This is a genomic window from Shewanella sp. ISTPL2 (assembly GCF_013283205.1).
GTDB classification, from domain to species: domain Bacteria; phylum Pseudomonadota; class Gammaproteobacteria; order Enterobacterales; family Shewanellaceae; genus Shewanella; species Shewanella oncorhynchi.
On sequence record NZ_JAAPAV010000001.1, the window covers coordinates 4,341,585 to 4,363,763 of the forward strand.

Sequence of the window (22,179 nt, forward strand, 5' to 3'; positions counted from 1 at the left end):
TCCCATATCCCAAATGAGATATGAGAAAATATCTGCCATTGTTGAGTGTAACAAAGTTGACATTGAGCCGTGGGCATAGAGGTCGTCCTAGTTAGTGATACCACCATCAATAGTGAAGGTTTGTCCGGTAATAAATGCTGCGCCATCAGATAAAAGGAAGCTGATGGCTGGAGTGATGTCGTCCACAGTACCTAGCCTATGCATTGGGGTTCTGCGGATGATTTGGTCACGCTTTTTGTCTGTCAGGGTCGATGACATTTCAGTGTCTAAATAGCCTGGAGCTATGGAGTTTACGGTAATATTTCTGCGGCCATTCTCTCTGGCGAGAGCCCGTGTTAATCCATCAAGACCAGCTTTAGATGCTGAGTATGCGGCAAGACCTGTATAGCCACGGTTGCCGATAATTGAACTGATGTTGATAATTCTTCCTGCACTGTTTTGCCGTAAGAAAACCCGTAATGCTTCACGAGCTAAGTAGAGTGCACCATGTAGATTGACTTGCAGAAGAGTATCGGATTCAATATTTGGAAACGTCGCTAAAATTCCCTCTTTAGCAATGCCAGCATTGTTAATTATGCCCCACAGAGGAGTATCTTGGGCCCAATCACAAGCTTGTTTTACAAAGTGCGAAGTCTGTTCTGCATTACCTATCTCAGCATAAAACCATTGAAAAAATGGATATTGTGCTATGAGTTGATCAACTTCAGCTGTTTTTGTTCGGCTGCAAGTTGACACCTTATAGCCTTCTTCTAACAGAGTTTTGACTATTGCAAGCCCAAGTCCTCTGCTTCCTCCGCTGACAATGACATGTTTCATTTAATCGTTCTCTGTTTTTTCCCTGCATCAGTTAATGTTATCTGTTCAGAGAATATAATAATTCTAGGTTTGGCAGCCGGTTCTAGCTGATAACTAAAAGTATCTAGTTCAGCTCTAGCCAATTGTGGATCTTTCGCGCAGAGCTCAACACAGACTAATGCACCAGTAATGGGATTCGCTTTAGCAAATACTCGAGCATCAATAATATGTTCTAGTGCTATTATCTTTTGCTCTAAGATTTCAAGGTTAACTTTAACTCCACCAACATTAATTAGATTATCCAGACGCCCATTAAATAAGATTCGATCCCCCCTCTCTATAATACTGTCACCAGTATCTAGCTGCAGACCTTCTTTATTCAATATAAGTGTGTGTGTTGCTTTTAATTGCCAACCATTAAGGTACTGATTTAGCCAGGATTTAGGAAAACCTGCTAAACCATCTTTTACTGTAAAGACAACGCCAGCTTCAGTTGTTGCATAAATATGCCTCAGTGCTACTTTAGGGAAAAATTTTTTAATGTCATCTAAAATAGACTGTGTGGCTATTTCACCTCCCAGACTAATCAGTTTAAAATTGGGGAGGGAATCTCCCCAAGCAAGTAGCATTGCACGGAACATTGATGGTGTTGCACTTATGGCATTGATCATATAGTCGGAGGCCAATTTTGCTTTTTGCTTTATATTTGCATCGACGTTGGATACTAAAGTATCACCAGACACTACTGTTTGTAATATAACTTGTAAACCGGCAAAACTCATCGGGTGATAACATAAAAGCCAACGAGTCTGTTCTGAATGAGATTTACTATTTTTGGGGAGTAGACTACCAATGGAGTGAAATATAAGCTTCGGAGCTCCTGTTGTTCCCGAAGTGAATAAACCGACTTCAAATTTTTTTGGCAAATTATCACTGTCAAAAACTTGAGCATTTCGGTTAAATATAACGGGAATATCCCGTTGTTGACCTATCACTAGGGCTTTAAGCATTCTAGATACTAATGGGCCATTATTTTCGGGTTTACTACTTACTTCAATATAATCAAGTTGTTCATCAAATATCATTGAGTCAAGGTTTGCTATTGTATAGCAAACTTTATGTTCAATTAGTCTGAATTCCCTACTTAACTCAAACATTAGGTTAACATACCTTCATAAAGATTAATCAGTTCTCCAACTGTATGAAAAGTTTTAAATCCTTCTCTGAATGGATCAATCCCCGTTGACATCTCTAAGCTAACTATTAAAGTTGCAAGGTCCAAGGAGTCCATCGGCAAATCATTTAAAAAATGATTATTGAGTGAGATATTAGGACAGATTTCACCTTTAGCCTCAATAATTCGACGTGTTTCATCAATGATGGTTGTATTTAGGTTTTTCATACGAAGTTCCAATCGTTAAATGCGGCTGAAATTTTTTCTAGACTATAATGCTGTTTCTGACTAAGCCAATCCTCCTTGAGTTGTTCAAAAATATAAACATCTAAAAACTGGCCATTTTTAAATATATGCTGCTTTAAAAAACCCACTAATCTTGTTTTATGCAAAGTTTGTAGTTTAACGACTTTCTCATTTGCATTGAGCACATGATTAACAATTTTATTCATTTTTAATTGATAGAAGACATAATTACATATATAAGTATGCATTGTTACACCATACTTCAATCTTGCAGCTCTTTCATAAATATATGAGCCAGTACTGCAGCGTTGGTGTACGTAGTCGATATCGCTGAAACAGAGAAAACCTATAGACATTCCATCGTCTTGAATCATATAGCCTCTATAGTCTTTACGGTCTTGTAAAGATTCAATCCAAGCTTGCTGCTTCTTAAGTGATGGTTCTTTAAGGTCAGTAAACATATGTTGGGTAATTTCTGGTGATGTACGCCATTTCAATAGCTGTTCAGCATCATTTATATCAATGCGCTTAAAATTGAGTGCCATGTTTTACTTCTTAATTGGCGAGATAACCGCCTTCAACGGGTAAGGTTACCGCATTAATCCATTTCGCTGCATCACTTAATAAAAAAGCGACGGCATTTGCGACGTCTTCTGGTTGACCAATGCCCATGGGATGTTGGTCTAGCATGTGCTGAAATTGAGCTTCCGTCATGCTGTTTTTTGTCCGCTGCGCCATTTCGGTGGCAACTAACGCAGGCGCCACACAATTAACCCGAATATTATCTCTTAGTAGCTCCATTGATAACCCTCTGGTTAATGACATTAATCCTGCTTTACTTGCACCATATAGAGTATTCCCAGTCTGGCCTATTAGACCAGCGATAGAGGAAACAAATACTATAGCGCCTTGCTTATTTCTATCTCGCTTGAGACGAAATCCCTTAGTAATAGCCATTGCACTAGCAAGGTTGACATGCATGGTTTCATCGAAAAACTCTTGGTCAAACAAGCGTATCGGTTTGGTTACTTGCATACCTGCACAGTGCACAAATCCGTCAAAATAACCCTCTGTTTTACTCAGAGACTTAAACCATTCACAGAGCTCGTCAGTTTTGGCCATGTCAAATACAGCAATGCCATGTCCATCCCCTGACATTAGGTTTAATGTTTCTTGTAAGCTTTCAAGTTGGCGTCCATTGATAATGACTTTCGCACCAAGTTGTGAAAGCAAAATGGCACACGCTCTACCAATACCAGCAGAAGCACCAGTAATCAGTACACGTTTACCACTAAATTCCATTGGGTTATTTAATACCATTCTGATTACAATCCTAGGCTGTGAGATGTTCTTGTACTAATGCAACAAGATCATTAACAGTCTTTATTTGTTCTAACTTATCGCCTTGGATCACAATATCAAAATGTTCATCTGCCATGGCTATAACGCTTAGAAAGGCTAAAGAGTCCCATTGTTCAATATCAATCAGTACTTCATCACCTTGTAAAGTGTTGTTATCAAGCTCTAGGATATCTTCAAGTTGATTTAAAAATTCTTGTTTATTCATTTTATTTACCTCTGAGTATGGTTTTTTATCGTTTCTAATTTGTTATCGGCTTAACAGCTGATTGCATTAGGTCAGTGTGGCGCGCGTTGTATGATCTTGGCATTAATCTGAGCTATTTCAGGATGTTGTTGTAATAGTTGACATATTTTTCGGGGGGAAGCATTGAGCCAATTTTCCCCTAATAGTCCTATCAATGCTGTCGCTAATTGTAAGTCTTCACTTTCATCAACGCACAGTCGGAATTCATGCCAATCTAATTGGCCTGTTTCAACAGGCACGATAATGCAGTCAGGCTGAGTATAAAGGTAAAGCGTCACATGTTCGCGCTCTGCTGCTTTAGTCGCATTTTGATAAGCTTTGGTTAGGCTTGCCATGCTAAAAACTTCAACATCGAAGCCTCTAGGAAAGTAATTCAAACTAATATGTGTGTATTGTGAATTATCCCCTTGCCGATGCTTTGTAATTGCTTCATCAATCAAGGTAGCTGAAATTAATGGACAGTCGCCCGTAAGTCTAACGATTATATCGTCAGGTGTTGCTTTTGTTTGCAGAGCAGCGTGATAAAAGCGTGAAAGAACGTCTGACTCACTTCCACAAAAGAATGGCTGCTTCTTTAGCTGGCAAAATTTAACTATAGGTTTATCAATCTCTGTATCACTTGTAGCTAAGATATGTGAATTGACTAATTTAGCTTGGTGAACTCGTGCGAGATGATATTCAAGCATAGGCTTACCTTGTATTGGAGCCAATACTTTACCCGGTAACCTGCTCGAACCCATTCGAGCTTGTGTAATGCAGATCACTCTTTGCATTTTGAATTCTGCTTTTTCAAAGGTATTGAAAGATGTAGCTCAGATAAGGGGGTACCAAATGCAATGTCAACAATTGCTCGCTGATCTAATATTTGCGGCAAATAGCGAGTGTGCAGTCCCTTTGCTGGACGAACTGAACGAATGTTTTCCTCTGTAAAAGGTTCACCTTTTTTTATTGTTTTACTCACGTATAAAGAACGGCGAAAATCTCTGCCTCCAGCCTCACTTGGTTTTACATCATAACCTGCAATACCTAAGGCTTTGAAAACTTTAATTGTTTCTTGCTTTAACACTGCAAATTCATTCGGTTCAAGTGAGAATGCAGAATCGACAGAGCCATCAGTTTTATCAAGAGTAAAATGTTTTTCTAGCACTGATGCACCAAGGGCTACTGCAGTAATCGCTGCAGTGTTATCAATAGTGTGATCACTCAAGCCTATTGGAAAGTCAAATCTACGGCATAGATCGGAAATAGTACGTAAATTACAATCTTCAATTGGTGTTGGGTAGCCGCTTATACAGTGCAATAGCGCGAGTTGTGTTCCACCTGCATTGGCAATAGTGCTGACTGCTTCGTTGATTTCATCAAGTGTTGCGAGCCCCGTGGACATTATTATAGGTTTGCCAGTTTTTGCTATGGCTGTTATTAGCCCAATGTCATTAATTTCAAAGGAAGCAATTTTATACGCAGGACAATTAAGTGACTCGAGTAACTCGATAGCAGTTTTATCGAATGGTGAAGAAAATAAGGTAATATTGTTCTTTTGGGCTCGTTCAAAAAGTGCCTGATGCCATGACCAAGGAGTATGCGCCTCTTGATATAAATCATACAGAGTCCGACCTGCCCATAATCCACCTTCGAGCCTAAATTCTGGGCCATCATGGTTTAGTGTAATAGTATCTGCGCTATAGGTTTGAATTTTTATTGCATCCACTCCAGTTGCCGCAGCTGCATCTATCATTGCTAATGCCTGTGACAAATCACCTTTGTGGTTGCCTGATAATTCTGCAATGACATAAGGGGGATGTAATGGTCCAATTTTACGGTCATTGATCGAAATTGTAGCATCAAACATTGCTTTGCCCCTCTAATAGCTCATCTAGCTCAAGACGCCACTCATTATGAAAGTGACGGATCCTATCTTCACATTTACCGAGTAAGCCTGGGGTATTACTGCGGGCCATATTTTCTTGACAAGATTCGGCAACTACACGATCTTCTTCTAAGATCGTATGATTAAATTGTGTAAAGTTAATGTTGACGGCCATTTTGACGGCTTCACTTGTTGCTTTGCCGTTTGATCGCTTTATCATTCTTAATTGATATTTTAATTTTGTGTGTGTTGGATCTATAGGATCATAGGTTTGCAGTGACATTAAAGAGCCATTAGTTAGACCAATTGCAAGATTTGGGTAAATGAAGAAATGATTATAATCTTTATAATCAGGATGTTGTTCAAGTTTCAAATGTTTTCTTGCACCAGCCCACCATTTGTGGGTGGCATCTTGTAATGGGGTGTTTCCTGTAGTGTGACCATTGAAATACTCTATTTCACATTCTGCTTTAGCAAAGTTTGCGAAGGTTTCTGGGTGAGTACCTGCGACGTGATAGACTTCAAGGACTGTTTCACATGCAATTTTCCAATTAGTATTCCAAAGGTAGCTACCTTCTTGGACACGATCTGTAAAATCTATAGATATTCGCTGTAATATATTGAAATAGGGTCCTAAAAACTCAGTTAGAGAAGTTCCTGTATCAGTAACTCGTACGAAAATGAGTTCGCCACACATATCTAGTGCAAATTGCTTTAGAGCTAAGTGTTTTTTTTCTGTTTCATCTAGGCCAAAATCAGTCCTATTTTGAGGTACACCACTTAGTACACCATCGCTTTTATAGCTCCAGCAGTGATAGGGGCATCTCAGTGGGCGATTACCTCGAACATCTTGTTGAAGAGTTGCTTTTCTATGGCTACAAATATTTAACAGTGCACTTAGTTGGCCATTAAAGTTTTGCACGACCACAGGAGTATTGCCTATAGTGATTGTTATAAAGTCATTATTTTTTGAGAGATCATCTTTAAAGCCGACAAAAATCCAATTTTGTTCAAATACACGACTAAGTTCTTGTTTGAACGTTTGTAAATGATAGTAATGCTTTGGATGTATGGATAGTGACGAAATCATTGCTGTTCCATTTTATTCTTTAGGCCAATAATCAAATGTTCGATGATCCGCTGACAACCTTTAGTGTCAACCAATTGGCGAGCCTGTTCACTCATGTGAATCCTTTTGCAGGTATCATGCCAAAGAATAAGTACCTGTTCTTTGATTTTGTTCAATATGTCTTGATTCTGTGATGTGTCACTATCTTCATTCTCGAAGTTTCTAAGATCTATAGCATAATACCAAGTATTATTTAGTGGCGAGGTTAAAGCTGGTAACTGATTATCTACAGTGATCAATGCTAAGGTCGGTACGCCCATTGATGCAAGTTCGCCAAGTGTTCCCCCTGCAGATGAGATAGCTAAACCTGAAAGTGACATTATTTCTGCAACTGATTTAGGATTATAGATTAAGTGAAAATTAGCATGTTCCTTTTGCAATTCTTCAAGTAACAACTGATGTTGGTGAACTGTGCCTAGTAATAGCTGGATTTCTATTTCTGGGAGGCTATCAAGTAACAGTTTGGATATGGGGAGTGCTAAAGATTTACTGTCTGTTCCACCTAAGGTTATGAGTAAATTTTTTCGCTTAGCTAAGGGGATGAAGTCACATAATGTAAATTCTTGGCGTAAATAGGTGTATTTTGTTCCTAAACAAAGGGTCGCTGTTGGTGCAAATTGTTTGTATCTATCTACAGGAGCATTAGGTGCTGGATTGATGATAAGATCTGCAGTAAAGGTATTATTATCTAGCGCATCATCTAACTTAATAAGATAGATATCTAAATTTTCTAGTATGCGCCATTCTGAAGCGGTTAAATAATAATCATCAACAATCAGTGCCGTTGGTTTCAGATCCATTAATTCACGTCTATTTAATGGATTATTTATTGCATGAGTTGAAAAACCTTGTTGGTGTAGTTTCTGTAATAGCAGGTCTGAGCATGTCTTATAGATAAATACTATTTCAAATTGAGTTTGTGCCGCTTGCGCTAATGCTAACAACCTCATAATGTGGCCAGCGCCAATTTGCTGACTACTATTACCATATAAAACGATACGTGCTTTATCCTGCAAGAAAGCCCCCATCTACAATTAATGTAGTGCCAGTTATTTTTATACTCAAATCACTTACCAAAAAATATACACTATTAGCAACATCTTCTGGAGAGCAGAGCCCTAAAGGGTGGGCAGCGATCAGTGCTTGGGATTGTTGGTCACCAATGGTTTGAAATTGTTTATCTGCTTTTGTCCCGCTAACTACTGCAGGTGCAACACAGTTTACTCTTATGGACTTAATAGCAAGTTCTAGTGCTGCAGATTGAACCATTGAAGAGAGTGCAGCCTTTGATGCTGCATATAAAGTTCGAGCTTTCAATCCACGCTGTCCTGCGACAGAACCTATATATATAAAGCTAGCATTATGGGAATAAAATTTCGTTTTTGAAAACGCTGCGGTTAACATTACGGCTGCAGAAAAATTAACATCAAAATAGTTGCTAATTTGCTTTGCTGAAATGCTACGCAAGGGACTGTAACCTTGGAAGCTTGCGCTATGAACTAATCCATCAATAGGTCCATATCTCTCGTTTATAGTTTTTGCCCAAGACTGAATATCGTCGAGTTGGCTTAAATTATAAGGAACAACATGGTGAATACCAATTAACTGTGATTTTGTTGCTTCGAGAGCATCTTTTCGTCGGCCTATCAATATAAGCTTTGCACCGTGGGCATCTAATTTTTTACAAATGGCAAGACCGATATCAGAATCGAATGAAGCCCCTGTAACGATATATAGTTTATTTTTTAAATCCATCATAATTACTGCTGAATTAGTGATAGGGGCTCGAAATCATCTTTAATCTCGATAATCTCTGGCGCAATAATTGGTCCAATTTCTGTGATAATGGCTCCCCAAGACCAACCCACTCCAAAGCCGCCGAGCATAACTTTTCTAGTTTTCTCAGAAAAAAATTCGCTTAATTGATGACAGATCGCTAAAGGCACCGAAGCACTAGAGGTATTACCAAAATCTTTCATATCAATTAAGTATTTGTCAACCGACATTTTTGCTTTTTTACGTAAGTGTTCCAAAATGAAATGGTTGGCTTGATGCATTACAACCATATCTAGATCATCTACTTCAAGTTGTGCTAGTGCGAGAGCATCTTTTACCAATTTAGGTACCACTTTTAAAGTGAAAGAAAATACTGCGGCACCATTTAAATACAGCCGTGACTCTTTGTAGAGCCTATCTTCCTCGTCGCTAGTGCGGGGCGATAACTCTGGCATTGTCGGATTTCGCCGACCTCCAGCTTTTACTGCAATGTGCTGCCCACCAGTACCATCTGTTCCAAAAACAGCATAAGAATCTGACCAGCTTTCATCATACTCGAGTGCTGTTGCGACTCCTGCATCACCAAATAAAGGAAGTGTTCCACGATCATCTGGTAGTAAATGACGGCTGGATGTATCACCGCATAACACCAAAGCACGCTTGCCATTTGAACTATTAAGTAACTGACTTGCTATCCATGTACCATAGACAAAACCAGAGCACCCTAAGCTAATATCTAAGCAAGCAGCTGATTGAGGTAATCCAAGCCTATGCTGCATGAGACATGCTGTTGCGGGAAGTGCATAATCAGAATCTTGAGACACATAGATCAGTACATCAACAGTTTCAGGTGGCCAATTGAGTCTTTGAAGTAAGGTTTCTGCTGCAGCAATACACATGTCTGATGCACATAAATGTGAAGGTAATATTCGTCGGCTATGTATGCCGGTGCTTAAATAAATTTTTTCAGCTTCTTCTTGGGTAAAAATACCAGGTGTTTCAACATAGGAGTGTCTGTGGGGAGGTACTGCAGCTTGCATTCCTGCAATTTTGACTGACTTTATCACTGCTTCCATAAATAGCCTTGTTGAAATTAATGATTAATATTGGTTTTAACTATAACATTGAATAATATAGCTTGAAAGTGTATTGCACTCCTCTGGAGTGCAATACACTTTCGCGAATTATAGTTGAAAATTTTAGGATAGAAGATGACTACAGTCCGAGTTAAAAATATCACTATATCTGGCATTGTGTCTGTTTTACCTGCATTGGAAAAAGTGAATGCAGATCTGTTATCAAGTGTTGGAGCACAAGAAATGGCTCGTATTGTTTCTTCAACAGGAATACATGCCAGGCGTATCGTGAATCCAGGACAAACAGCATTAGAGTTAGGAGCAAAGGCATGTAAGTCGCTTATAAGTACAATGCTGTGGGAGAGTGATGAGGTTGGATTGATCATTTTTGTTACTCAGACTCCAGATTACCCCTTACCAGGAAACGCAGTTCAACTGCAGTATTTACTCGGTTTAGACAAGAGTACTCTAGCTTTTGATGTCAATTTAGGATGTTCTGGTTTTATTTACGGCTTATGGCAAGTTTCCCAATTATTAGCTAGTTTGAACAGAAGTAAGGCAATATTAGTTGTTGGTGATACGACAAGTCAGCAATATAGTGAGTCAAACCGTACCGTTGCCCCTTTATTTGGTGATGCTGTTAGCGCCATAGCAATAGAGAAGAGTGAAGGTTGTGATGATATGGTCTTTTCATTAGGTAGTGATGGGTCTGGGGCTCCTTATTTGATTCAGCCTTTTGGTGGAGCTAAGAATCCTAATTCTCAGCTAGAACTTTTTATGGATGGAATGCAGGTTTTTGTATTTACCTTAAGAGAAGTTCCAAAGTCCATGCATGATTGTCTAGTTGAAAAGGGTTGGCAGATCAGTGATGTTGATTTTTGTATTATGCACCAAGCAAATGAAATGATGTTGAAACGTTTAGGGGATAAAATGGGATTTACAGATAAGCAATTAGTTATATCAATGGGTGAAGTTGGCAATACTAGCTCTGCATCAATTCCTCTAGCGCTTTGCTTAAGTCTCTCTAAAGATTTAACAAGAGTAAATAACAAGTTACTACTTTCAGGATTTGGAGTGGGTTGGTCTTGGGGGAGTGTTGCTTTGACTCTTGATAATTTAACTGTTTGTCATTTGCTGGATTTATCTATCGACGATTAACCGAGAATAAAGATCTAAAATGATTTAGATCTAGTCGTTTTTTAAAATAGATGGAATATCAAATTCCAAATAATCAGCAAGCGAAAGCCAATCGAAGCGTTCCTGAGCTGCTAACATTGCTGGAAAAAAAAGAGTCATTTCATTCTCTTTGATTGAATTGTTAAGCATTGGCTCTAACAGGTTAATACACTCTCGAAATTGTACCGATCCTTCAGCCTCTTTTCCTAACCGAAATTTATGTGCTGCTGAAATTAATAAGCTTATAAGTGGTTGGTTTTTTTGGTCTTTCATTGTGAAAAATCCTTGTATTGTGCACCATGTATTCTCGCCCCATTTAAACTTGATTGGTAAAACTTGATATTTTTTTTAAGTTTTATATATTTTTCAAGACTACGTAAATAACCCCTAAAGTTTAAATCTGTTGGTACTCTTTCGCCATGCCCGTTAATTAACCAATGTTTGGCATTTTTGATTTTTGGCCCTAAATGGCCATCAGGCCAAAACGCATGAGTTTTATTATTCGTATAGCAGAAGTCACAGCCAAAGAGTGATACTTGGTATGCTCCTAAATAAACAGCAAGATCGATTGCAGGATGGACTACACTACCATTAGTAAATAGTCTCAACTTAGGATATTTATTTGCTAGCTCATCATAGAGGTGACTAGTAGAGTATGCACTGTATTTTGCACCTTTCCATTGTTCGATTATCTGAGGATTGATCTTGGGGAAATAAACTAATATGACATTTTCCGTATGTTCCATCGGGAAATGATCTGGTCTAATATTAGGATCAATACTTAGAATTATGTCAGGTATTATATTATGTTGGAATAAAGCCTTAAATGCCGTATCTACAGCAATAATAAGTGGTTTTGAGAATTTAGATTTTTGAGTGAGCTCAAATAAATAGGGATAATGATCTTCAAGTGTTGGGCCAGATGCAATAACTACGCAGTTAGCATTATGATGAGTGTTTAACAGAAGTGATGCATCGGGGTCATTGAGTAAGTTTGGAATATTTGCATTTAATCTTGCTAACGAAACTTCATCAATATTATGTTTTTGATTCGCAAAATTACGGTTAAGCTCATAAACCAGTAAATCTCGAGTGATTGCATTCTCATTACTGGTTAATACTAAATCTGGTGTTATTCCAACATAGGGTAACACAAGCCTACTCTCGGCGCGTTCTTTTAAGTTAACATTCGGATGACTTAACCATTCGCTTTGATCTGTGTAACTGATGAGGAGGGCAAAAACGCTGAGGTTTAAAATGCAAACATCAATTGAAAGATACTGTGGATTATCGATAAGTAAACTTGGTACATCTCCCATACCGACACCGTAGACGGTTACGTGAGTTGCATCTGCAGGTAATGTACTGATAAAGAGCTGTGCTTCGGCGATGCGGTCATGACGACTACTGAGTTGAATGCCATTGACAGTGATAGTTTGATTGCGACCGTTGACAAGGTGGGCATCTAATTCATTGATGGTTTGGCTTTTGATCGCAGCTGCTACGATAGGCCAACGCTTGACGATAATATTGAGATTAGACGCAAATAGCTCGGTCATTCCGTTTCTCCGGAAGATTTCTGGGAGTTTGATATCACCAAGGTCACTATCTGGTCTCTCCACAGGGACTCGAACCCCGATCGGCCGCTTAGGAGGCGGCTGCTCTATCCTGTTGAGCTATGAAGAGACAACAGTGATTATACTGGTTTTATCTTTGATTAAAAGGCTTATGATTTAGTTGCTTAAATCTTAAGCGCTATGTCGTTTATCTGTACATTGTAGGCGGCATTTTGGTCTACAAGGACTGCGGTGGCGCTTTCTTCGCTTACTTGCTCTATTTTTACCGTTGCACGACTTTTGGTCGCGACGGCGCGCATTTCATTGAGTCTATCGGGTAAGTTTTGTTGTAATACTACTTGGAATTTATCACCGACACGAATGCCATGTTTGCGGCCTAGATTTAATATAATCCTGCCTGCTTGTCGGCTAACGACTTGGCCAAGTAATGGCCTGCAATTAAGTGTGCTGTCTAAATCTCGGGTAGCTTGCAATATTAATTGAGTAATACTTTTTCCATAGGAGGAACGCCAGAATCTATTACTGTTGGGAGCAATGATAGCCTGTTCTTCAAATTCCCATGGGGCCGATGTGCTGTAGCTTTTGCTCCAGACCTCTTCGCCACTGATCCCATGATAGAGGCTGAGTTTGAATTGAAATTGCCTTAGCGGAGCTTCATCCCAAAATCCTAAGAAGGTGGGTTGTACAGGCTCTATCGATATATCAATGATCTGCGGTTGAAGAATATATTGGCTGTCGGTAATTTCACTGAGCCAGCTTGGGAGTCTATAACCGCGAATATCCACTAGGTCTTGTTCAATATCGAGTCGCTCGTTAGCATGGATGTGACTAAAGCCAGTTGAAGAGTAATCTTCTATAGTGTTCCCTAACGCCTCTGAAATGACCTCTTCAAAGCCTGAAAGTTGTCCATATCTAAGCTGAGAACGATCTTTTATTTGTGTTTGAGGTATTAAAATAGCGGCCTTTAATTGGCCATTAGGACACTGTTGTGTTGGATCATCATTTAGATCGAGGCGTAGGGATACATATATTTTATTTCCCTGAATTTGTTCACTAACGAGTTGGATGTTTATGGCTTGGGCGTTGCGATTTATCGCAAAGTTATTTTGTGTGAGGTTACCATTAGAGGTTTGTTGCTCACTGGATATTTGAATACCTGTGCTTAATGTCGCATAGCTAACAGCTTGATTAATTGCTTCTTCCCTTGCTTGAGCTGTATTACCATTGATAATAGTTGCTTCTCCGCTGGCTTCTATCCATTCGGCTCTGGTGGGCAAAGAAAGTAGTAAAAGGCTCAAAATGATGAGCGAAGCTGAACCTGGTATGTGCATCAATTCAATCCTTATCGCTAAGCTAATGGCGATATTACTAATCGAGCCAGTTTTCTGACTCTTAATCTAATATGGCAATAAAGCAAATTTCGTGCCTGAGTATGAGAACTTTTGATAAAGTTTCCATTGTTACAGTCGATATACTGCGTAATAGAAGAATATTGTCGGACTGAGGTTAATATTGGTCTGAAGATTGCTGGTTTTTGTTACTCATTAAAAATTTGAAGCTTAGAAAGTGAGTCACTTGACTGCCAATGCACCCATAGATGAGGTAAATCCAATGCTAAAGCGTGTGATTATTCCCTTAACATTGATAATGTTAGGTGGATGTGTAGCTAAACCGGTTACGCCGCCCAAACCGAGTTTAGTGGATGGCAATGGGTTGCCGCCAACGGCAGTGATTAACCATTTAGCACAGCGAATAGTGACTGAGCTCGTTAAGCAAAATGATGCTTTGCGTTCTGATCAACCTATCGTAGTTGCAACACCAGTATTAGTGGGCGATTTGAATGGCACTAATGCGTTAGCGCAACAGTTACAGCAAGGATTAATGACGTCGCTCCATAGCTTTCAGTTTAATGTGGTGGATTTAAACTTAGCTGATGGCTTGAGAGTCACATCTGACGGGGATTTTATTTTGACGAGAGATTGGCAAAAATTGTCGAAAGATCTTCCTGTTGAACATCTTGTCGTTTCGACTATGAGCGTAGTAACCAATGGTATGGCGATCAATACTCGGATTGTGAACATTAGTAACAATCGCGTGGTATCGGCATCTCAAACTTTTGTGACTCAAAAAGAGTTGGCAAACTACATGCAGCCTTCGGAGCAAATTGTGTCACAAAATGGCATCTTATATCGTCAGGCGAGTCCAGGTATGAATGAAGTGCGTGTTTTAGGAGATGGAAAATGAAACGCTACCTTTTAGTTATTGTGGCGCTAATGCTAACTGGCTGCGCTGCTAAAGATAGATATGTGCAATGGGAAGATGTGCCGCCGCCGAGTTTTCCTAAGTTAACGGCTATAGGATATGCGCCGTTAGCGACTCAACCTGCTAAAGAGCAATCACAAAGAGTGTTGATGGCTATGCAGGCATCAAAAATTGTGGCTTATCGTGAATTAGCGGAACAAGTTTATGGGCAGAAAATAACGGCAAACAGCAGTGTCAGTGATTGGATGTTGACGGACGATAATGTCAAAGCGTCAGTTTCTGGCGTGATCCGCGGCGCACGAGTCGTTAAGAGTTATCCAGCAGGCGAGCATTATGTCACTGAGTTAGAACTTGATTTTTCACAGGTTTGGGCGCTTTATCAACAACAGAACCGTCCACAACGAGTGAAGGAAGTGACGTATTTCTAGCGTTATTGAATGTATGTTCAACAGCATGTATTGAGCCGCGTATTTACGCGGCTTTTCTTTTTGTACAAGACATTAATATCTAATCAGAGCTTAGAAAAGGGAATGCTAAGTGGGAGTGATGCGCTTATTAGGCCTTTAAATCATTGCCTAAACTTGAGATAGTCGAGGTCTTGCCTTTATCGTTATAGGTGAGGCTGGAGGCGTTTCTGCTGGCTTGTAAAGCTTGAGCAAAGCGATTTAAACTCGCTAAATTCATCTCAATTAAACTAGCATTTTGTTCGTTTAATTCTTTGCATTCAGTCAATGCGTCTTTGATCTCGGCCATTTTATGCACGAGTTCGACTTGCTGAGTGAGTAGCGATTTATCACTGTGTTTTGCCAGAATATCATCATTAGTCTTTAGTTCTTTGAGACATTGCGATTTTTCGTTAGCAAGGGAAAGCAGTAAATCGGCGTTTTGGTCAACCAAAGCGCCTTTTTCCTTGAGTATGATTTGCTTAAGAACAGCCAAATGGGCGTGTTGTAGATCTACCAGTTTAGCTATTTCAGTCATAGTTACTCTTTATTTAAGTCATTAAGTTCGGCTTCAAAACTTGCAATATTGGCAGCCAACTTTTCTGGGTCAATTTTATAGCGACCTTCGGCAATAGCTTGTTTGATTTCTGCTACTTTCTTTTGATCAACTTCAGGAAGGCTAGCCATTTTAGTCTGAGCTCCTTGAAGTTGTTGTGCCTGGGCCGTAATGACCACAGAGTCGCTTCTTTGTGGTGTTGTCGATTTTGTAGCAACTTGAGCAGATTGATCGCTGCTCGCTTTCGTTGCGCCTGAACGAACTTGCGCAGTCGTTGCAGTGTTGAGTTTGCTAATATCAATTGCCATTTTAGGCTCCAGCGTCGTGTGTACGGGATTTCTTAACTGGGGTATCGGCAGCTTACAAAAAAGCTTTAGATTATTTTACATTCTTACTTCAACTTCGCCAATGCCTGTGACTATAGCATCTAGTTCTTTGTTTGAACTGCTATTTTTGACTCTGATCCGATCACCTTTATTGCCATCTTGTAGGGCTTCGCCCACTGTTTTTAGCTCGAATGAGCCAGAACGAACGTAGATAGAGACCGAATCATTTTTACAAACGAAGCATAAGTTGTTGCTTAATATGGGATTATCTTTTGCTACTCGTCGTTTTACTCGCACGCCAGCCAATTTACTCGGGTCATCGAATTCGGCACCTCTCAAGCTATTTTGTTCAATGTAACGGACTTCTACTTGACTAGGAGAGATGAGTTCGCCTGGTGCTAAGATTTCGGTTGAGACAACAACGGGGAATAAGATATCCACCCGAACCGAGATATAGATTTGCCAAGGGTAAGCTAAGTCTTGCGTATCACAGCTGACTTTTAAGGTGTTATTACGGCTAATTTCCCTATCGCTAGCCAGTTCAACTTTCATTGGAGACGAACATTGTGACGGCAGCATTCTTGCGTCAACCATCTGTGGCGAAATATTTACTTTGGCATTTTCTGGAACGGATATTTTTTCTGAAATAAGCGCTTTAGCTAATTCTGAGATTGCCGATACGGTGGGGACAATAGGCTCTGCACTCGCAAAAGCGGGCATGAAGAGGGTGAAAAGACTAAAAAAACAGACTAAATTTACTTTCATAATGAAGAGACTAGCTTGTAACGCCAGAATGCACCTATACTTTTATTAAGTTCGAAGCTGACCACTGTAATAATAATTTGCATCACTGTCAGAAGATTGACTCAGTTTCGACTATGTTTATCGATAGATAAGACGTAAGCAATTAATATGCCTATACTCAACTGAGTTATAGGGCCGAACATAAACAGAACAACAAGGCAGAGTTATGTCGAGTATTCTTGATTCAGTCAACAAACGAACCCAGCTCGTTGGACAAAACCGTTTAGAATTACTGCTTTTTAAATTAAACGGTCGTCAACGGTTTGGGATTAACGTGTTTAAGGTGAAAGAAGTACTGCAGTGTCCACCACTGACCACTTTGCCTAAACTTAATCCTTATGTGAAGGGTGTTGCTCATATTCGTGGAACAACCATTTCAGTGATTGATTTGAGTGCGGCAACAGGGGGAAAACCTTTAGCGAGCACTGAAAACTGTTTCATCATTATTTCTGAATATAACCGCAGTGTTCAAGGCTTCTTGGTCAGTTCTGTTGAGCGGATCATCAACATGAATTGGGAAGCGATTATGCCTCCGCCGCAAGGTGCTGGCCGTTATTCTTATCTGACAGCTGTGACTGAAATTGAAGGTGAATTAGTTGAAATTCTCGATGTGGAAAAAATCTTAGATGAGATTTCACCAGTTAAAACGGCTATCAGTGAAGAAGCCAATGAAAAACTGACCCTCGACAGAACTCAGCATTATCATATTATGGTTATTGATGATTCTGCCGTGGCGCGTAAACAAATTATTCGTTCACTCGAGTCATTGAATTTACAAATTGATACCGCAAAAGATGGTCGCGAAGCATTAGACAAGCTTAAAGAGATCGCCAAAGAGATGGATAATGTGGCCGATGAGATCCCCCTCATAATCTCTGATATTGAGATGCCTGAAATGGATGGCTACACCCTGACCGCTGAAATCCGAGATGATCCTAAGCTTAAGCATATTAAAGTGGTACTGCATACTTCGTTAAGTGGTGTATTCAATCAGGCAATGGTTCAAAAAGTGGGGGCTAATGACTTTATCGCTAAGTTTAATCCCGACGAACTGGCTGCTGCTGTGAATAAGCATTTAAGTTTGTAATTGCTGTAGGTTAGTACCTAGATACGCTTTACGCTATAATCTCGACTTTATAACATGATGGTTTCGCACTGATTTTGGTGCTTGCTATAGGATTTAGGATGTGAATGTGCCAAATAAATCACTCGCTGAGGCTGAATATAATCAATTTAGGTTGTTCTTAGAGCAACACAGCGGCATCGTACTGGGTGAAAATAAGCAATATCTTGTGCGCAGTCGTCTTGCTCCTTTGATGGGCAAATATAACCTGCCATCCTTATCTGATGTGGTTAAGCATTCGATGAAGCCTACTGAGCGTGCGCTCAGAGCTGAAGTGATCGATGCTATGACGACCAATGAAACCCTTTGGTTCCGTGATCGTTATCCATTTGAGTTGTTGAATAATGTCCTACTACCTGAATACAGTCGTCTGGGGCGTCCGCTTAAAATTTGGTCTGCGGCTTGCTCGTCAGGCCAAGAGCCATACTCATTGGCTATGACTATTCTTGAGTATCAACAGAAGAAGCCTGGTGCCTTGGCTGGTAGTGCTTCGATTCAAGCAACGGATTTATCTCCTTCCATGTTGGAACGCTGCAAAAATGCCGAGTATGATAGTTTGGCATTAGCGCGTGGTTTATCTGAAGAACGTAAGCGTCAGTTTTTTGATGCATTACCTTCCGGCAATATGAAGTTAAAGGATAATGTAAAGCGGTTGGTGAACTTTAGAGCGCATAATTTGCTTGAGAGTTATAGTCTGCTTGGCAAGTTCGACATTATCTTTTGCCGCAATGTGCTTATTTATTTTGCACCAGAGGCAAAGGCAAAAATTTTGCGGCAATTCGCTGCCGCTCTCAATCCCAAAGGGATTTTATTTCTCGGTGCATCAGAATCTATCGCTGGTTTAACGGACGAGTTTGATATGGTTCGTTGTAACCCTGGCATTTATTACCAGAAAAAGACTTAACTCAGCCGCTCTAAAGAAAATTACCGACAATTGTCGGTAATTTTTTACCCATCACTTGCTCATCCTTGTTGTTATTCTCAAAACTTTCCTGATGTTGGCACATGAATTGCTTTATTTTCGTGAGAACACGAGGAGGCAATTTTATGGCGATCAATTTTGATAATGCACTGGGTGTGCATCAATACACTCTCGGTATTAGAGCGCAGCGGGCTGAAGTTATTTCAAGCAATATCGCTAACGCAGATACGCCACATTACAAAGCCCGCGATGTTGATTTTTCTGCGGCAATGCAGGCCGCTCGAGGCCAACAGCAGCAGCGAAATAGTCTTGAAATGCAAGAGCCAGATAAGCATTTTGGGCTTGCGGAGTTGACTGGGCAATTTGTTAAGTTCCGTGTGCCAAATCAACCCGATACCGGTGATGGTAATACTGTTGATATCCAACAGGAACAATCGGCATTCATGCAAAATGCACTTGAATATCAAATGTCGCTAGGTTTTTTAGACAGTAAGTTTAGTGGCATGAAGAAAGCGTTGAGAGGGGATTAATCATGAGTTTATTTAGCATATTTGATGTTGCTGGCTCGGGAATGTCTGCTCAATCGGTCAGGCTAAACACCACCGCGAGCAACATAGCCAACGCGGATTCCGTCTCGAGTAGTGTAGATAAGACCTATCGTTCTCGTCATCCCATTTTTGAAGCCGAAATGGCTAAAGCCCAAAGTCAGCAACAAGCTTCTCAAGGCGTTGCAGTAAAAGGCATTGTAGAAAGTGATAAACCACTACTGAAAGAATATTCGCCCGATCATCCAATGGCGGATGCGGACGGCTTTATTTATAAACCGAATGTTAATGTCATGGAAGAAATGGCAGATATGATTTCTGCTTCGCGCTCATATCAAATGAATGTTCAAGTCGCTGAAGCAGCTAAGTCTATGCTGCAACAAACACTTGGGATGGGTAAATAACATGTGTTACTTAGGAGGTAAGCTGTGAGCCTCATTAATCAAATTAACCAAGCGTCGGCGCAGACGGCTCAAAATAAGAGTCAGCCAAATGCCGTTACGACGAATTCATCAACCAGCTCAACGGGTAATCCGTTTCTTGATGGCATACGTTTGCCAAAAGAGTCAATAGTACCGGAAGCAAAAAGCCAGCAGTTAACTCAAGATGACTTTTTCTCGTTATTAAGCCAACAGTTATCGATGCAAGATCCCTTTAAGCCCGTCGACAACGACCAAATGATTGCGCAGATGGCATCATTCTCGACGGTTGATGGTATTACTAAGTTGAATAAGGAAATCGTTAATTTAAACGGTGTTATGACATCAAGCCAAGCATTACAGGCATCAGGACTTGTTGGTCGCAAGGTGTTGATCCCAACTGATACAGGTAACATTTCAGCTGAAAGCCCAACAATAAAAGGTGTGATTAGCACGCCAGCTAAAATTCCTGAAGTTACTGTACGTGTTGAGGATGAGAAAGGCCAAGTTGTGACCACCTTTAAAGTTGATGGCAGTAAGGGGGGAAATGTCGATGTTAACTGGGATGGCCTCGATAAAGATGGAAACCCTGTAACCGCAGGTAACTATACGATCAAGGCGAGTGGTTTAGTGGATGGGAAATCCCAAGAATTGCCAGTCTCGACCTATGCTCATGTGACCAGCGTTTCTCTCGGTACGGCCAGTACTGGCGCGATTCTTAACTTGAGAGGCGGTATGGGCATCAAGTTAACCGATGTGTTAGCTGTGTCTGAAACCTAAGTTTGCATAAAAGAATTTTTGCAGTATCCGAATTGGGCGTAAGTTGCTCATAAATGAATTGAGTCAAGTGTAGAGGTGAATTATGTCGTTTAACATTGCATTGAGTGGCATTTCTGCCGCGCAGAAAGATTTAAACACTACGGCGAATAACATTGCTAATGCGAACACCATTGGCTTTAAAGAGTCCCGTGCTGAATTTGCGGATGTTTACGCTAATTCTATTTTTTCAAATGCTAAAACTGCTGTCGGTGGTGGTGTTGCTACGAGTCAAGTGGCACAGCAATTCCATCAAGGTAGCTTACAGTTGACGAATAACTCCCTTGATATGGCGATTAAAGGTGGTGGCTTTTTCGTTACTGCCTCTGAACTGGGTACATTAGACCACTCGTTTACCCGTGCTGGAGCATTTAAGGTCGATAAAAATAATTACATGGTTGATTCTGCTGGTAATTATTTGCAAACTTTCCCAGTGGATAAAGATGGGAACTCAACATCAGTGAGTTTAACGACGGCTAAGCCGGTACAAATACCAGACACTGCAGGTAGCCCTGTAAAGACTGAGAATGTTACTTTACAAATGAACTTAAATGCTAAGGAAAGTGCACTCGACCCCGCGGCATTCGATCCTCTAGATGCAAAAACCTACAATAACGTTACTTCAATGACAATTTATGACTCACTCGGTGAGCCACATATTATGACCACTTATTTTGTTAAGCCCAAAGACGGTTCGTACAATGGTGAGAACAATTGGGTGGCTTACTATGCTGTTGATGGAAAGCAAGTCGATCTAGCCGGTCCTGCTGGTACTTATCAAACAGATACCACCGGCGATGGTACACCTGATGCAACGGGCACAGCTCAAACTGCTGGTGGTTGGAAAGGCTCTGTACTCAAGTTCAATTCTGTTGGTGTCTACACAGGTAGCGATCCTGCTATAGTCAAGACTGAGGCTTTGGGCGTCAGTGGTGCGGGTGTTTTAGGGCCAGGTGCCGATGGTACTCAAGAGTTGACTGTGAAGTTTAATGCCCCAACGCAATATGCTGCTCCTTTTGGTGCAACTGAGTTGACGCAAGATGGTACGACTGTAGGTCGCTTAACTAACGTTGAAATAGGCGAAGATGGTTTAGTGACCGCGAGTTATTCTAATGGTTCAACCGTGCCTTTAGCACGGGTTGCTTTAGTTCGTTTTGCTAACGAACAAGGTTTAACGCAAGTGGGTAATACGTCGTGGAAAGCCAGTTTAGCTTCAGGTCCTGCGTTAGCGGGTGAGGCAAATAGTGGAACTTTTGGTAGCATCAGTTCATCTGCGTTAGAGCAATCGAACATCGATTTAACGACTGAACTGGTCGATTTAATTTCGGCGCAGCGTAACTTCCAAGCGAACTCCCGTACCCTTGAAGTGAATAACACGCTGCAACAAACCGTATTACAAATCCGCTAATCATTACTTTATTTAACTAAGTGTTGCCGCCAGTGGCAACACTTAGCCTTTATCCTGCTGTCAACTCACTTCATTTCCTTATTCTTCAAATTTATCAGTAAATTAAAATTAATTTTTATTGGCACGATGCTTG

Annotated in this window: 27 protein-coding genes and 1 tRNA gene; 9 read left to right on the top strand and 19 right to left on the bottom strand. The window is 40.4% G+C overall.

Annotated elements, in window-relative coordinates; translation table 11 throughout:
* Positions 1-87: 87 nt before the first annotated feature.
* The 12 genes from HUB64_RS19230 to HUB64_RS19285 form a co-directional block, all read right to left on the bottom strand.
* On the bottom strand, positions 88-816 hold the full coding sequence (locus HUB64_RS19230) for an SDR family NAD(P)-dependent oxidoreductase (protein ID WP_173243730.1): 729 nt from the start codon (positions 814-816) through the stop codon (positions 88-90).
* The gene (locus HUB64_RS19235) at positions 813-1,952 is read right to left on the bottom strand and encodes an AMP-binding protein (RefSeq protein ID WP_173243733.1); all 1,140 of its coding nucleotides are present in this window, start codon (positions 1,950-1,952) and stop codon (positions 813-815) included. The genes HUB64_RS19230 and HUB64_RS19235 overlap by 4 nt, the downstream gene beginning before the upstream one ends.
* Positions 1,952-2,197, bottom strand: a complete 246-nt coding sequence (locus tag HUB64_RS19240) for a phosphopantetheine-binding protein (RefSeq protein WP_173243735.1) — start codon at positions 2,195-2,197, stop codon at positions 1,952-1,954. Before HUB64_RS19240 ends, HUB64_RS19235 begins: the two co-directional genes overlap by 1 nt.
* On the bottom strand, positions 2,194-2,760 hold the full coding sequence (gene pseH, locus HUB64_RS19245) for a UDP-4-amino-4,6-dideoxy-N-acetyl-beta-L-altrosamine N-acetyltransferase (RefSeq protein ID WP_173243738.1): 567 nt from the start codon (positions 2,758-2,760) through the stop codon (positions 2,194-2,196). The genes HUB64_RS19240 and pseH overlap by 4 nt, the downstream gene beginning before the upstream one ends.
* A 10-nt stretch (positions 2,761-2,770) precedes the next feature.
* Complete coding sequence (locus HUB64_RS19250) at positions 2,771-3,535, bottom strand: SDR family NAD(P)-dependent oxidoreductase (protein ID WP_173497637.1); 765 nt, start codon at positions 3,533-3,535, stop codon at positions 2,771-2,773.
* A gap of 13 nt (positions 3,536-3,548) precedes the next feature.
* On the bottom strand, positions 3,549-3,782 hold the full coding sequence (locus HUB64_RS19255; RefSeq protein WP_173243744.1) for an acyl carrier protein: 234 nt from the start codon (positions 3,780-3,782) through the stop codon (positions 3,549-3,551).
* Positions 3,783-3,853: 71 nt separating this feature from the next.
* Positions 3,854-4,594 carry an NTP transferase domain-containing protein gene (locus tag HUB64_RS19260; protein ID WP_173243746.1) on the bottom strand — a complete coding sequence of 247 codons (741 nt, stop codon included), beginning with the start codon at positions 4,592-4,594 and terminating at the stop codon, positions 3,854-3,856.
* Complete coding sequence (gene pseI / locus HUB64_RS19265; RefSeq protein ID WP_173243749.1) at positions 4,582-5,670, bottom strand: pseudaminic acid synthase; 1,089 nt, start codon at positions 5,668-5,670, stop codon at positions 4,582-4,584. The genes HUB64_RS19260 and pseI overlap by 13 nt, the downstream gene beginning before the upstream one ends.
* On the bottom strand, positions 5,663-6,778 hold the full coding sequence (locus tag HUB64_RS19270) for an aromatic ring-hydroxylating dioxygenase subunit alpha (RefSeq protein ID WP_173243752.1): 1,116 nt from the start codon (positions 6,776-6,778) through the stop codon (positions 5,663-5,665). Before HUB64_RS19270 ends, pseI begins: the two co-directional genes overlap by 8 nt.
* Positions 6,775-7,833, bottom strand: coding sequence for a UDP-2,4-diacetamido-2,4,6-trideoxy-beta-L-altropyranose hydrolase (pseG, locus tag HUB64_RS19275; RefSeq protein WP_173243755.1), 1,059 nt, complete (start codon positions 7,831-7,833; stop codon positions 6,775-6,777). Before pseG ends, HUB64_RS19270 begins: the two co-directional genes overlap by 4 nt.
* Positions 7,823-8,575, bottom strand: coding sequence for an SDR family NAD(P)-dependent oxidoreductase (locus tag HUB64_RS19280; RefSeq protein ID WP_251071020.1), 753 nt, complete (start codon positions 8,573-8,575; stop codon positions 7,823-7,825). The genes pseG and HUB64_RS19280 overlap by 11 nt, the downstream gene beginning before the upstream one ends.
* Positions 8,576-8,577: 2 nt before the next feature.
* A complete protein-coding gene (locus HUB64_RS19285) occupies positions 8,578-9,669 on the bottom strand; it encodes a 3-oxoacyl-ACP synthase III family protein (protein ID WP_173243758.1) in 1,092 nt (363 codons plus the stop codon).
* Positions 9,670-9,804: 135 nt separating this feature from the next.
* Here HUB64_RS19285 and HUB64_RS19290 point away from each other — a divergent pair, with 135 nt between their 5' ends.
* Positions 9,805-10,827: a ketoacyl-ACP synthase III gene (locus tag HUB64_RS19290; RefSeq protein WP_173243762.1), complete on the top strand. Its 1,023-nt coding sequence runs from the start codon at positions 9,805-9,807 to the stop codon at positions 10,825-10,827.
* A gap of 30 nt (positions 10,828-10,857) precedes the next feature.
* Here HUB64_RS19290 and HUB64_RS19295 read toward each other — a convergent pair whose 3' ends face one another.
* From HUB64_RS19295 to HUB64_RS19310, 4 genes are all read right to left on the bottom strand, one after another.
* Positions 10,858-11,118, bottom strand: coding sequence for a hypothetical protein (locus HUB64_RS19295; protein WP_173243765.1), 261 nt, complete (start codon positions 11,116-11,118; stop codon positions 10,858-10,860).
* Positions 11,115-12,404: a motility associated factor glycosyltransferase family protein gene (locus HUB64_RS19300; protein WP_173497638.1), complete on the bottom strand. Its 1,290-nt coding sequence runs from the start codon at positions 12,402-12,404 to the stop codon at positions 11,115-11,117. Before HUB64_RS19300 ends, HUB64_RS19295 begins: the two co-directional genes overlap by 4 nt.
* Positions 12,405-12,455: 51 nt before the next feature.
* Positions 12,456-12,531, bottom strand: a tRNA-Arg gene (locus HUB64_RS19305).
* Positions 12,532-12,586: 55 nt separating this feature from the next.
* Entirely contained in the window at positions 12,587-13,753 is a 1,167-nt protein-coding gene (locus tag HUB64_RS19310; RefSeq protein WP_173497639.1) for a flagellar assembly protein FlgT, read from the bottom strand.
* A 280-nt stretch (positions 13,754-14,033) separates the two neighbouring features.
* Here HUB64_RS19310 and HUB64_RS19315 point away from each other — a divergent pair, with 280 nt between their 5' ends.
* Both HUB64_RS19315 and HUB64_RS19320 read left to right on the top strand, forming a co-directional pair.
* Positions 14,034-14,666, top strand: a complete 633-nt coding sequence (locus tag HUB64_RS19315) for a FlgO family outer membrane protein (RefSeq protein ID WP_028761216.1) — start codon at positions 14,034-14,036, stop codon at positions 14,664-14,666.
* Positions 14,663-15,112 (top strand): LPP20 family lipoprotein, encoded by a 450-nt coding sequence (locus HUB64_RS19320; RefSeq protein WP_028761215.1) that lies wholly within the window; start codon positions 14,663-14,665, stop codon positions 15,110-15,112. The genes HUB64_RS19315 and HUB64_RS19320 overlap by 4 nt, the downstream gene beginning before the upstream one ends.
* Positions 15,113-15,239: 127 nt before the next feature.
* On the opposite strand, the gene HUB64_RS19325 is transcribed toward HUB64_RS19320, so the two are convergent.
* The 3 genes from HUB64_RS19325 to flgA all read right to left on the bottom strand — a co-directional run bounded on the left by HUB64_RS19325 (position 15,240) and on the right by flgA (position 16,774).
* Positions 15,240-15,665 carry a flagella synthesis protein FlgN gene (locus HUB64_RS19325; RefSeq protein WP_131523073.1) on the bottom strand — a complete coding sequence of 142 codons (426 nt, stop codon included), beginning with the start codon at positions 15,663-15,665 and terminating at the stop codon, positions 15,240-15,242.
* A gap of 2 nt (positions 15,666-15,667) precedes the next feature.
* A complete protein-coding gene (gene flgM / locus HUB64_RS19330; RefSeq protein WP_168824480.1) occupies positions 15,668-15,991 on the bottom strand; it encodes a flagellar biosynthesis anti-sigma factor FlgM in 324 nt (107 codons plus the stop codon).
* A gap of 75 nt (positions 15,992-16,066) precedes the next feature.
* Positions 16,067-16,774, bottom strand: coding sequence for a flagellar basal body P-ring formation chaperone FlgA (gene flgA, locus HUB64_RS19335; RefSeq protein ID WP_028761212.1), 708 nt, complete (start codon positions 16,772-16,774; stop codon positions 16,067-16,069).
* A gap of 205 nt (positions 16,775-16,979) precedes the next feature.
* Here flgA and HUB64_RS19340 point away from each other — a divergent pair, with 205 nt between their 5' ends.
* The 6 genes from HUB64_RS19340 (at position 16,980) to flgE (ending at position 22,046) form a co-directional block, all read left to right on the top strand.
* On the top strand, positions 16,980-17,900 hold the full coding sequence (locus HUB64_RS19340; RefSeq protein ID WP_028761211.1) for a chemotaxis protein CheV: 921 nt from the start codon (positions 16,980-16,982) through the stop codon (positions 17,898-17,900).
* 100 nt (positions 17,901-18,000) lie between these two features.
* A complete protein-coding gene (locus tag HUB64_RS19345) occupies positions 18,001-18,840 on the top strand; it encodes a protein-glutamate O-methyltransferase CheR (protein ID WP_168824478.1) in 840 nt (279 codons plus the stop codon).
* A 143-nt stretch (positions 18,841-18,983) separates the two neighbouring features.
* Positions 18,984-19,388: a flagellar basal body rod protein FlgB gene (gene flgB / locus HUB64_RS19350; protein ID WP_113939454.1), complete on the top strand. Its 405-nt coding sequence runs from the start codon at positions 18,984-18,986 to the stop codon at positions 19,386-19,388.
* A gap of 2 nt (positions 19,389-19,390) precedes the next feature.
* On the top strand, positions 19,391-19,807 hold the full coding sequence (gene flgC / locus HUB64_RS19355) for a flagellar basal body rod protein FlgC (RefSeq protein WP_006085646.1): 417 nt from the start codon (positions 19,391-19,393) through the stop codon (positions 19,805-19,807).
* 24 nt (positions 19,808-19,831) lie between these two features.
* Positions 19,832-20,602, top strand: coding sequence for a flagellar hook assembly protein FlgD (gene flgD, locus HUB64_RS19360; RefSeq protein ID WP_173497640.1), 771 nt, complete (start codon positions 19,832-19,834; stop codon positions 20,600-20,602).
* Positions 20,603-20,684: 82 nt separating this feature from the next.
* Positions 20,685-22,046, top strand: a complete 1,362-nt coding sequence (flgE, locus tag HUB64_RS19365) for a flagellar hook protein FlgE (protein ID WP_028761207.1) — start codon at positions 20,685-20,687, stop codon at positions 22,044-22,046.
* The last annotated feature ends 133 nt before the right edge of the window (positions 22,047-22,179 follow it).

Excerpts from the sequence above, each read along its gene's own strand:
- HUB64_RS19230 (WP_173243730.1), bottom strand. The coding sequence starts at position 816 with ATGAAACATGTCATTGTCAGCGGAGGAAGCAGAGGACTTGGGCTTGCA.
- HUB64_RS19235 (WP_173243733.1), bottom strand. The coding sequence starts at position 1,952 with ATGTTTGAGTTAAGTAGGGAATTCAGACTAATTGAACATAAAGTTTGC.
- HUB64_RS19240 (WP_173243735.1), bottom strand. The coding sequence starts at position 2,197 with ATGAAAAACCTAAATACAACCATCATTGATGAAACACGTCGAATTATT.
- pseH (WP_173243738.1), bottom strand. The coding sequence starts at position 2,760 with ATGGCACTCAATTTTAAGCGCATTGATATAAATGATGCTGAACAGCTA.
- HUB64_RS19250 (WP_173497637.1), bottom strand. The coding sequence starts at position 3,535 with ATGGTATTAAATAACCCAATGGAATTTAGTGGTAAACGTGTACTGATT.
- HUB64_RS19255 (WP_173243744.1), bottom strand. The coding sequence starts at position 3,782 with ATGAATAAACAAGAATTTTTAAATCAACTTGAAGATATCCTAGAGCTT.
- HUB64_RS19260 (WP_173243746.1), bottom strand. The coding sequence starts at position 4,594 with ATGCAAAGAGTGATCTGCATTACACAAGCTCGAATGGGTTCGAGCAGG.
- pseI (WP_173243749.1), bottom strand. The coding sequence starts at position 5,670 with ATGTTTGATGCTACAATTTCGATCAATGACCGTAAAATTGGACCATTA.
- HUB64_RS19270 (WP_173243752.1), bottom strand. The coding sequence starts at position 6,778 with ATGATTTCGTCACTATCCATACATCCAAAGCATTACTATCATTTACAA.
- HUB64_RS19280 (WP_251071020.1), bottom strand. The coding sequence starts at position 8,575 with ATGATGGATTTAAAAAATAAACTATATATCGTTACAGGGGCTTCATTC.
- HUB64_RS19285 (WP_173243758.1), bottom strand. The coding sequence starts at position 9,669 with ATGGAAGCAGTGATAAAGTCAGTCAAAATTGCAGGAATGCAAGCTGCA.
- HUB64_RS19290 (WP_173243762.1), top strand. The coding sequence starts at position 9,805 with ATGACTACAGTCCGAGTTAAAAATATCACTATATCTGGCATTGTGTCT.
- HUB64_RS19295 (WP_173243765.1), bottom strand. The coding sequence starts at position 11,118 with ATGAAAGACCAAAAAAACCAACCACTTATAAGCTTATTAATTTCAGCA.
- HUB64_RS19300 (WP_173497638.1), bottom strand. The coding sequence starts at position 12,404 with ATGACCGAGCTATTTGCGTCTAATCTCAATATTATCGTCAAGCGTTGG.
- HUB64_RS19310 (WP_173497639.1), bottom strand. The coding sequence starts at position 13,753 with ATGCACATACCAGGTTCAGCTTCGCTCATCATTTTGAGCCTTTTACTA.
- HUB64_RS19315 (WP_028761216.1), top strand. The coding sequence starts at position 14,034 with ATGCTAAAGCGTGTGATTATTCCCTTAACATTGATAATGTTAGGTGGA.
- HUB64_RS19320 (WP_028761215.1), top strand. The coding sequence starts at position 14,663 with ATGAAACGCTACCTTTTAGTTATTGTGGCGCTAATGCTAACTGGCTGC.
- HUB64_RS19325 (WP_131523073.1), bottom strand. The coding sequence starts at position 15,665 with ATGACTGAAATAGCTAAACTGGTAGATCTACAACACGCCCATTTGGCT.
- flgM (WP_168824480.1), bottom strand. The coding sequence starts at position 15,991 with ATGGCAATTGATATTAGCAAACTCAACACTGCAACGACTGCGCAAGTT.
- flgA (WP_028761212.1), bottom strand. The coding sequence starts at position 16,774 with ATGAAAGTAAATTTAGTCTGTTTTTTTAGTCTTTTCACCCTCTTCATG.
- HUB64_RS19340 (WP_028761211.1), top strand. The coding sequence starts at position 16,980 with ATGTCGAGTATTCTTGATTCAGTCAACAAACGAACCCAGCTCGTTGGA.
- flgB (WP_113939454.1), top strand. The coding sequence starts at position 18,984 with ATGGCGATCAATTTTGATAATGCACTGGGTGTGCATCAATACACTCTC.
- flgC (WP_006085646.1), top strand. The coding sequence starts at position 19,391 with ATGAGTTTATTTAGCATATTTGATGTTGCTGGCTCGGGAATGTCTGCT.
- flgE (WP_028761207.1), top strand. The coding sequence starts at position 20,685 with ATGTCGTTTAACATTGCATTGAGTGGCATTTCTGCCGCGCAGAAAGAT.